Genomic DNA, 10,005 nt, shown 5'->3' on the forward strand with positions numbered 1-10,005 from the left:
CTTCCTTTCTAACTTGTTCGAAAAATTTGAATGAGTCTGTACAAATCTTGTGATTGTTCCATTTCGGGCTTAGGCTAATCTAATACCACTTACCGAGATAAACGAAAGGACATCATCATGAAAGTTATCGCATTTGGCGCAAGCACCAGCTCTACTTCTATCAATAAAGCTCTAGCAACTTACGCGGCTAACTTGATTGAAGGAGCCGAAGTAAAAATCTTGGACATTAACGATTACCAAGTTCCAATGTTCAGTGAAGATAAAGAGAAAGAGATTGGCCAAGCGGAAGGTGCTCAAGCATTTTTACGCGACCTAGCGGAAGCCGACGCTTATGTAATCTCTTTTGCTGAGCACAACGGCCACCACCCAGCAGCGTTTAAAAACCTGTTTGACTGGGCGACACGAATTGAGCGCTCAGTATATGGTGAGAAACCAGCGGTATACCTAGCGACGTCTCCAGGCCCTGGTGGTGCACAGAATGTGCTAGGTGCGGCAACAGGTTCAGCACCTTACTTCGGTGGCAATGTGAAGGCATCGGTTTCTGTACCAAGCTTCTACGATAACTTTGACTTTGAGACGGGTTCGATCAGCAATGAAGAGATCGCAACCCAGATTAAAGATGCGGTAGCCAAACTGTAAGTCATGCTTACTAGAAATTAAAAAAAGCCCAAGCTTTTAACTAAGCTTGGGCTTTTTGGTTTTACTGATTACGTCCAGCTTGTTTGTCCGCCACCCAACCAGCGGTGAGCGCTTTGCCTTTACGCAGCCTTCTTACCCACATGCGGCTAGGGTGAATCGCTTCCAATACATCAACAGGCAATGGTAATGGGTCACCACAGATCTGCGAGGCTAACACTTCAGCGAGTAAGGGCGCTGAGCTTAATCCGCGCGAACCTAAGCCAATAAAGCAGTAGAGGTTCGGGTAGCTGGCTACGGTTTCTATGCTGCTAGCTTCATCACGTTGCGGGTTAAAGTTATGCAGGTTTTGATACTGCACTTTAATCGCTTCGAAATTGCCGACATTACCAACAAATGGCAAGTGATCACGGCTAACACTGCGGATGCCTTGGCGTGATAGATTGCCAGTGGTGTCGACATCTTGAGTCCATGTTTGGTCTGGCAGCGAGCCATGTAGGCGCTCACCATTGTGCTTTTGAACCTCAGAATCAAACTCTTGATCGATATTACTCTTGTCGTAGTTTGCCCCAATACAGTGGTGACCATTGTTCGGGTTTTGCGGTGTCATGTAGCCGTCGAAGCAGAGCACGGTTTTAAGCTTGCTCAGATTCTCAGTGGTTGGGATATGACTGACTTGGCCTTTCACCGGTGTTAATGGTACCGGAGCGGTTTGTTCAAACTGAGTAAACTTGTGTCCATTAGCAACTACAACTTGGCTATGCAATTTTGTAACTTCGCCCTGCGGGGTATCGATGGTGAGCTTCCACTTCTGGTCTGTATCAAGCCACTCCAGATTGGTTACTTGATGTTGGTAGTGAGCTTGCAGCAAGCCACTTGCCTCAAGTTGAGAGATCAAGCCTTGAGTCAGTTGACGTGGGCTTAACCAACCGCCGAGTGGGAAGTAGACACTCTCTTTATCGACAGGCAGACCAACCTTTTCATTGGCTTGGTCTGGAGATAGACGCTGAATCAAATCAGTATGGAAGTTGCCTTCAAGCATACGATTGAGCTTTTTGGTCGAGCCCTCATCCCACATTAAAATATTCACGCCACACCAGTCGTGATCAAACTCGACAGATTGAGATGCTTGCTCAATGAACTGGCGCGCAAAAAGTAACCCGGGACCAAATACACGCGACACGTTTGAGCGAGTTTCACTTAGCAGCGGGTAGATCGCCCCTTGGTTATTGCCAGATGCATTTTCTGCTGGCTGTGCATGCTCACAATAGAGCGATACTTGCTTACCGCGGCGGGTTAGCGTTTTGGCTAGTGCTGCGCTCGCCACACCACCACCAATTATGGCAATATCTTCGGTGTCACTATGAGGCGCTAAACCAAACCAGGGCTTGATATTAGAGTCATCTTGCTTTTCAGTGAGGCGGCCCGCAATCATTTCGCGCTTGGTACCAAAGCCTTTGACCTTTTTCATCTCAAAGCCAGCTTCTATCAGACCGCGGCGAACAAAGCCCGCTGCAGTGAAGGTCGCGCAGCTACAATCTTGCTTAGCCAGTTTAGCCATGCCATTGAACAGGTTCTGGTTCCACATTTCAGGGTTTTTGCTCGGTGCGAAACCATCGAGGAACCAAGCATCGACTAATCCCTGCTGTGGGTTAGGGACAAGTGGCATGCAGTCTTTGATATCACCAAACCACAGGTCGAGTGTGATTTTACCATCGCCTAGCACAATGCGGTGACACTCAGGCACTGCAATCGGGTAGTGCTCCTGAAGCTGAGTCGCGTACTCAGCAAGCTCTGGCCATGCCTTGTGTGCTTTGATGAGATCGTCTTTATTTAGTGGATACTTCTCAAAACTAATGAAATGTAACTCTTTGGTCACAGCTTGTGGGTTATCTTTGAGAAACGTGTCAAACCACTGCCAGACAGCAAGGAAGTTTAGGCCAGTACCGAAGCCCGTTTCTGCAATTACAAAGCGACGCTGTTCGTGTTCTAGCCAGCGCTCTGGAAGGTGGTTTTGTTTTAAGAACACGTAACGAGTCTCTTCTAAACCGTTCACGTTTGAGAAGTAAACGTCGTCGAATTGGTCGGAAACTGGCGTACCAGACTCGTTCCATTCCAGTTCAGCATTAGTAATTGAAGTCATAAAATCTGTCATTTTGTGATTTGAAGCGATATGTTGGGAGGGATTGTACGAATTTCTAGGAAAGCTGACCACTTTTGTTGGCCTTCTTGGTTATCATCTAGCTGAATTTTGAATTATAGGAATGTCACATGAAACGAGTCGTAATCACCGGTATGGGTATTGTTTCAAGTATCGGTAACAACGTCGAAGAAGTTTTAGCATCATTAAAAGCGGGTAAGTCAGGTATTACCGCTTCAGAGCAGTTCAAGGAACAAGGCCTTCGCTCTCAAGTTTGGGGTAACCTAAAAATGAACCCAGCTGACCATATCGATCGCAAAAAAATGCGCTTTATGGGTGATGCAGCGGCATTTGCATACCTTTCAATGGAGCAAGCAATCGCTGACTCTGGTCTAACAGAAGAGCAAGTATCAAACGATCGCACAGGTATTGTTGCGGGGTCTGGTGGTGCTTCATCTCTAAACCAAGTTAACGCGGTTGATATCCTGCGTGAAAAAGGCGTTAAGCGCGTTGGTCCATACATGGTTCCACGTACAATGGCGTCAACGGTTTCTGCGTGTCTAGCGACTCCTTTCAAAATCCGTGGTGTGAACTACTCAATGAGCTCTGCGTGTGCGACATCTGCACACTGTATTGGTCACGCAATGGAACTTATCCAACTGGGTAAACAAGACGTAGTATTCGCTGGTGGCGGTGAAGAACTAGATTGGTCTCTGACTATGATGTTCGACGCGATGGGCGCACTATCTACTAAGTACAACGACACTCCAGAGCAAGCATCTCGTACTTACGATGCAGACCGTGACGGTTTCGTAATCTCTGGTGGTGGCGGCATGCTAGTTATCGAAGAGCTTGAGCACGCGAAAGCACGTGGCGCGAAAATCTATGGCGAGATCGTAGGCTACGGTGCAACATCTGACGGTTACGACATGGTAGCTCCGTCTGGTGAAGGCGCAGTTCGCTGTATGAAGATGGCAATGCAAAACGTTGAAGGTGTTGATTACGTGAACACTCACGGTACTTCAACGCCAGTTGGTGACGTTAAAGAACTTGGTGCTATCCAAGAAGTCTTCGGTGGCAACAGCCCAGCTATCTCTGCAACTAAAGCGATGACAGGTCACGCTCTAGGTGCTGCTGGTGTACACGAAGCGATTTACTCAACGCTAATGCTAGACAATGGTTTCATTGCGCCAAGCATCAACGTTGCAAACCTAGACGAAGCAGCAGCGGGTCTAGACATCGTAACTGAAGCTCGCGAGCAAGAGCTAACAACAGTAATGTCGAACAGCTTCGGCTTCGGCGGTACTAACGCAACACTAGTGATCAAAAAGTACCAAGACTAAGTCTTTACTTTCATCACCAATAAACAGAATAAGTCTGACGACAGGCGTATAGATTATTAGATTTATAGGTTTCCAGAGCTTGATCAGTACTGGCTTTGGTTAGTCACTGATCGAACAGACGCAGACTCTGTCTCCTGGAGAGCGAGACAGGATCCTTTTGTTCTGGGTATTTGCCCGATTGTTTATTCAATCGGGCATTTTTCTTTTTATAGCGTCCTAAGCGCCACAAGCTAAGGTCGTTTGTCTATTTGCCCTCGACAGCCGCTGTCTAATTTTGCACAATCATTTCAATCCTCATTTTAGGTCGATGGACCGTAACTAAAGTACCCGCGTAATGAAAATCTTAATCGATGAAAATATGCCTTATGCTGAAGCACTATTCAGTCAACTGGGCGAAGTGATTTTAAAATCAGGTCGTACCCTAACAGCAGACGACCTTGTAGATGTTGATGCTCTAATGATTCGCTCTGTGACTAAAGTGAATGAGTCGCTGATTAGCAAAGCGAATAAATTGAAATTCGTAGGCACAGCAACCGCAGGTATGGATCATGTTGATCAAGACTTGATGAAAGAGCGTGGGATTTTCTTCACAGCCGCTCCAGGTTGTAACAAAGTCGGTGTGGCTGAATATGTGTTCAGCTCAATGATGGTACTGGCTCAGCAGCAAGGCTTTTCAGTATTCGACAAAACGGTCGGCATTATCGGTTGTGGCCAAGTGGGCAGCTACTTAGCTCGTTGCTTAGAAGGTATCGGCATTAAGGTGCTTTTGAATGATCCTCTAAAACAGCAAGAGGGCGACGCGCGTGATTTCACTGAGCTTGAGACTTTGCTTGAGCAAGCGGACATTATCACCACGCACACGCCGATCACCAAAACGGGTGACTACCCAACGCATCACTTGATCAACGAAACGGTACTGAACAACTTCCGTGCTGATCAAATCTTGATTAACGCAGCTCGCGGTCCTGTGGTGGACAACCAAGCACTGAAGGCTCGCCTACAAAAAGCGGATGGTTTCACAGCGGTATTGGATGTATTTGAATTCGAACCAGAAGTGGACATGGAGCTATTGCCACTGCTTGCCTTCGCAACACCGCATGTTGCTGGTTATGGTTTAGAGGGCAAAGCGCGCGGTACAACCATGATTTTCAACAGCTATTGTGAGTTCTTAGGTAAAGAGCAACGTGCATATGCAAGTGACTTATTGCCGACGGCACCAGTGCCGCAAATGAAATTAGATAGAGCATGGGACGAAGCAACACTGCACAATTTGACTCAGTTGATCTATGATGTGCGCAAAGACGACGCCTTATTCCGTCGCAATATCGCTACGCCAGGTTCTTTTGACCGCATGCGTAAAGAATATTGGGACCGCAGAGAATACAGTGCAGTCGAACTAACGGGTGATGAGACTTGTAACTTAGCACCGTTAGCGAAACTCGGTTTTATGGTAAAGCCAACTTTATAAAAGAGAGAAACAATGAGCCAAGAATTTAATATTGCTGTTTTAGGTGCGACGGGTGCGGTTGGCGAAACCATTATCGAAGTACTAGAAGAGCGTAAATTCCCTGTCGGTGAACTGCACTTACTAGCAAGTGAACGTAGTGAAGGCAAAACCTACCGTTTCAATGGTAAAACGGTAAAAGTGCAGAATGTAGAAGACTTTGATTGGTCTCAAGTACACATCGCATTTTTCTCTGCTGGTGGTGATCTATCTGAGAAGTGGGCTCCGATTGCAGCAGACGAAGGCGTCGTTGTTATCGACAACACCTCTAAGTTCCGTTACGAGTACGATGTTCCTCTGGTTGTTCCTGAAGTGAACCCAGAAGCGATCGCAGAGTTCCGTAACCGTAACATCATTGCAAACCCGAACTGCTCAACTATCCAAATGGTTGTCGCACTAAAACCGATTCACGATGAAGTGGGTCTAGAGCGTATTAACGTTTCTACGTACCAATCGGTTTCTGGTGCAGGCAAGCCGGGTATTGATGAGTTAGCAGGTCAAACGGCGAAACTGCTGAACGGTATGCCAGCAGAGAACTCGGCGTTCCCTCAACAGATCGCGTTCAACTGTATTCCACAGATTGATGAGTTCACTGAAAATGGCTACACCCGTGAAGAGATGAAGATGGTTTGGGAAACTCAAAAAATCTTCGCAGACTCTTCAATTACAGTAAACCCAACATGTGTTCGCGTACCAGTATTCTACGGTCACGCTGAATCTCTACACATTGAAACACGCTCCCCAATCGGTGCTGAGCATGTTGTGCAATTGCTAGAGAACACAGAAGGTGTTGAAGTGTTCCACGGTGCAGAGTTCCCAACTCAGGTTCGTGATGCAGGCGGTAAAGATCATGTAATGGTTGGTCGTATCCGCGGTGATATCAGTCACCACAGTGGCGTTAATATGTGGGTGGTTGCTGACAACGTTCGTAAAGGCGCAGCGACTAACGCAGTGCAAATCGGTGAAGTATTGATTCGCGATTACTTCTAATCGACACCCTCGCTGTTTATTGAAGCCTCACTCATTAGTGGGGCTTTTTTAATCAATAAAAAATACATCTTCACAAATTGTGTGAAATTGCTGCGAATATTGTCGTCGCAACACATTTTTTGTTTTCATCCCTATAGTTTTGCTCCTGTTATCCGATATATTTAGTAGATCGTTATTTTTCCGAATTTAAGCACCTAACTGAGCCTTTTATGTTTCAAATTTTCAAGCAGTGGTGGATGCCTTTAGCGTTTGTTATTGCGACTCAGATTTCCGTAGTTCGTGCAGATACTATTCGAGTGGTTGGCCCCGATGGACAGATAAAATCCTCGCCAACATTCTCAGAGCCAGTTCGCGCTCAATCACTCAATCAAGCGAGTGAGCCTTCTCGATTTTATGGACCAACCAATGGCAACGAAACCTTGTGGTCTATTGCGTCTCGACTGCGCCCTGATAACTCAGTTTCAGTGCAACAAACGCTTTTGGCGATCTACCGATTAAACCCTCAGGCTTTTGAAAATCAAAACATCCACAGTTTAGTGCCATCGAGCTACCTGCGTGTACCATCTTTAGAGCAGGCTCGCGCAAGCTCAACGCAGCAAGCGATCCGAATTATGGATTCGCACCAAGCTAAGCTGAACGTGCCATCTAGCCAGCCAGTCGCTCCAACTAAACCAGAAGTAGTAAAACCTGCGACACCAAAACCTGCTCCAGTCGTAAAACCAGAAACGGTTGAACCTAAGGTAACGGCTGAGACCAAACCTGCAGCGCCATCAAAGCCGATGATGTCGCCTCAAGAAAATGAAGTGAATCAACTTGAGAAGCAGCTGGAGATGTCAGAGTCTGAGTTGTTGTCTCTTGAAGAGAAAAACCATCAGCTACGTCTGATGCTGTCCAATGTTCAGTCTGAGGTAGAGGTACTCAAAACTGAGCTGAGCGATGAAGACCGTATTCGCAATGAAGTAGAAAAACTGCTTGAAGAAGAGCGTCAGAAGAACGCTGAAATGGAAAAAATGGCACCTAGCACCATGGACCAACTGCTGTCTAACGGTTGGCTTGTTGCTGCATTGGCTATTATTCCGGGTCTTCTAATCGGTCTGATCATTGTTCTACTGCTAGGCAGAAAGTCTAAACAAGACGAGCCTCAACAAGCTGCGCAAGAAACCAATAACTTACCGGAGCAAAACAACGTTGTTCCAATGCCGCTCGACGAAGAGATGGCGGATCTTGATACAGAGCTTTCTCTGGACGATGAGCTGTTCGGTGCTGATGATGACACTGAGAAGCTGTTTGATGATGAAGGCAGCAGTGAGCAGGAAGATGTCTTTGCTGGATTGGACGATGCTGATCTTGACTTCAACCTTGACGGTGAAGACGACGATCCATTTGCTGGTATTGGTGATGACGGCGATCTAGATGGTAGCTTCGAGGATATCGATTTAGACAGCAATGACCTTGATAGCAATAACGGCATTAGTGTTAACGGTGAAGAAAAAGCGCTTGGTCTAGAAGAGATGGAGCGTGCCCTGGACGAAACAGTAGAGAGTGCACTTGATTCTGATGAAGGTGACTTTGACCTTTCAGATGATAACCCAATGTCTGCCGATGATATTGAAGCTCTATTGTCTCAGGATGCTCAAACTGAAGATCTTGGCTCTAATGAGTTGGATCAGTCGATGCTGGACGACCTGTTTGCATCTAGCGATGATGATGACGATAGATTCGACCTCGATACCTTGATGTCGGAAGACGACAGCTCTACGACGCCGGGTGTGAGCGATGACTTTGACATTGATGCGCTTATTTCAGAGCAGCAGCCATCTGCGGATGAGTCGTCGGCTTCTACCGAAACGCCTGACTTAGGTGACGAGTTCGATATTGATGCTCTTATCTCAGAGCAACAATCGCCAGGTGAGCCTGCAAGCAACGATGATATTGACGATATTTTCGCTCAAGTTGCGGAGCAGTCGCCAGCGGATACTGAAAATGAGTTTAACCTTGATGATCAAGAAGACCTGACGTCTCAGTTCTCAAGTGAGCTTGCTTCTGATGATGACATCGAGAATATCCTTTCTCAATTTGAGCAGCCTGTGCCTGAAGAGGAAGGATTGATTGGAGACGATCTACTTTCCAATGACCCAGAGCTGGCTTCTAACGAAAGTACTGACTTACTCGATGAACTGCTTGATGGTGACGATGTAGACCTTAGCAATTCAACCGATCTTCTTGATGACATGCTAGGAGATGACGATGAGACTGGCGAACAGGAACATCTAGACCTAGACCCGCTTGCTGAACTTGAAGAGTTGTCGGGTTTATCTGAAGAAAATGAAGATGATTTTAAGTTAGATGAAAGCAGTACAGATCTGCTCGATGACTTCTTAGATGACGATGATACGCCGTTGTCACTTGACGATGATGAGACACTCGATGAGCTTCTGGGTAACGACTTATCTGACTCATCACTGCCAGAACCTGAGACGCAAGAAGAGTCAGAATCTCTCGACCCGTTCGATGATCTGCTAACTAGTGGCATTGATGATCTAGAGCCTGAACAAGACACCCAGCCTGAAGAACCAAGCTTTGAGCAATCACTCTCTTCAGCACTTGAAGAGGCGCCTGAAACTCCAGAAGCGAGCTTAGACGAACTTGATCCATTTGAAACGGCAGAAGCTCCTGAACCGGAAGAAGATGCTGAACCAGAAGTTGCCGCAGAGTTAGAATCTGAAGCGCTAGAAGCAGAAAGCCCTGTTGATGATATTGAAGTAACAGATGAGCCGACAGCTCCGGTTGAGCAAGAAAGCAAAGACTTCAACCGTAACGACTTTATTGATGACATGTTCGACATCGCGCCTCAAGCAGATGCTCTGTTTGATGAACATACTCAACAAGAAGATTCTATTGCGACTGATGATTCGACGCTAGAAGCGACATCTGAGACTCAAGCTACTGATCAAGAAGCTGCTATCGACGAGGATATGCTTGCTTCCCCACAAGTTGAGAGCGTAGAGCAGGATATTGCATCAGCAGTAGAGCCCGAGTTAGAAGAGTTCGATCCTGAGCTAGAAGCATTTGATGAACCAACGCCATCTGCGGATTTGGAAGAGAGCGTAGAAGAACTACTGTCTCAACCAGAGCCGGAAGTTCAGCCGACACTAAATGATCTGGAAGATGTATTAGCCGCGGATTTAGAACAAGAGACATCACAGCAGTTCACAGAAGAGCAATCGGTAGAAGATTCGACAGAGCTTGAGGATGATTGGCTTTCTGCTGCAATCGACGATGTTGAGTCGCCGCAAGAGTTGGAGTCGGATTTTGACTTCGCGCCGAAAATTGAAGCTAGCGAGCCTCAGCTGGATATGGAAGACTCCTTGCCAGAGCCAGAGCCAGAGCCA

General features: G+C 46.7%; 6 protein-coding genes. 5 read left to right on the forward strand and 1 reads right to left on the reverse strand.

Annotated features, from left to right (window positions below):
* Window positions 1–117: 117 nt before the first annotated feature.
* Window positions 118–639, forward strand: coding sequence for an NADPH-dependent FMN reductase (locus KI743_RS22530; protein WP_285468332.1), 522 nt, complete (start codon window positions 118–120; stop codon window positions 637–639).
* Between the two features lie 61 nt (window positions 640–700).
* On the opposite strand, the gene mnmC is transcribed toward KI743_RS22530, so the two are convergent.
* Complete coding sequence (gene mnmC, locus KI743_RS22535; RefSeq protein WP_285468334.1) at window positions 701–2,851, reverse strand: bifunctional tRNA (5-methylaminomethyl-2-thiouridine)(34)-methyltransferase MnmD/FAD-dependent 5-carboxymethylaminomethyl-2-thiouridine(34) oxidoreductase MnmC; 2,151 nt, start codon at window positions 2,849–2,851, stop codon at window positions 701–703.
* 56 nt (window positions 2,852–2,907) lie between these two features.
* Here mnmC and fabB point away from each other — a divergent pair, with 56 nt between their 5' ends.
* From fabB to KI743_RS22555, 4 genes are all read left to right on the forward strand, one after another.
* Complete coding sequence (gene fabB / locus KI743_RS22540; RefSeq protein ID WP_032551898.1) at window positions 2,908–4,119, forward strand: beta-ketoacyl-ACP synthase I; 1,212 nt, start codon at window positions 2,908–2,910, stop codon at window positions 4,117–4,119.
* 334 nt (window positions 4,120–4,453) lie between these two features.
* On the forward strand, window positions 4,454–5,587 hold the full coding sequence (locus KI743_RS22545) for a 4-phosphoerythronate dehydrogenase (protein WP_285468336.1): 1,134 nt from the start codon (window positions 4,454–4,456) through the stop codon (window positions 5,585–5,587).
* Window positions 5,588–5,599: 12 nt separating this feature from the next.
* A complete protein-coding gene (locus KI743_RS22550) occupies window positions 5,600–6,613 on the forward strand; it encodes an aspartate-semialdehyde dehydrogenase (RefSeq protein WP_032551900.1) in 1,014 nt (337 codons plus the stop codon).
* A gap of 209 nt (window positions 6,614–6,822) precedes the next feature.
* The coding region (locus tag KI743_RS22555; protein ID WP_285468337.1) for a FimV/HubP family polar landmark protein at window positions 6,823–10,005 on the forward strand (3,183 nt) is incomplete at its 3' end.

This window comes from Vibrio sp. D420a (genome assembly GCF_030248625.1).
GTDB classification, from domain to species: Bacteria; Pseudomonadota; Gammaproteobacteria; order Enterobacterales; family Vibrionaceae; genus Vibrio; species Vibrio fortis_A.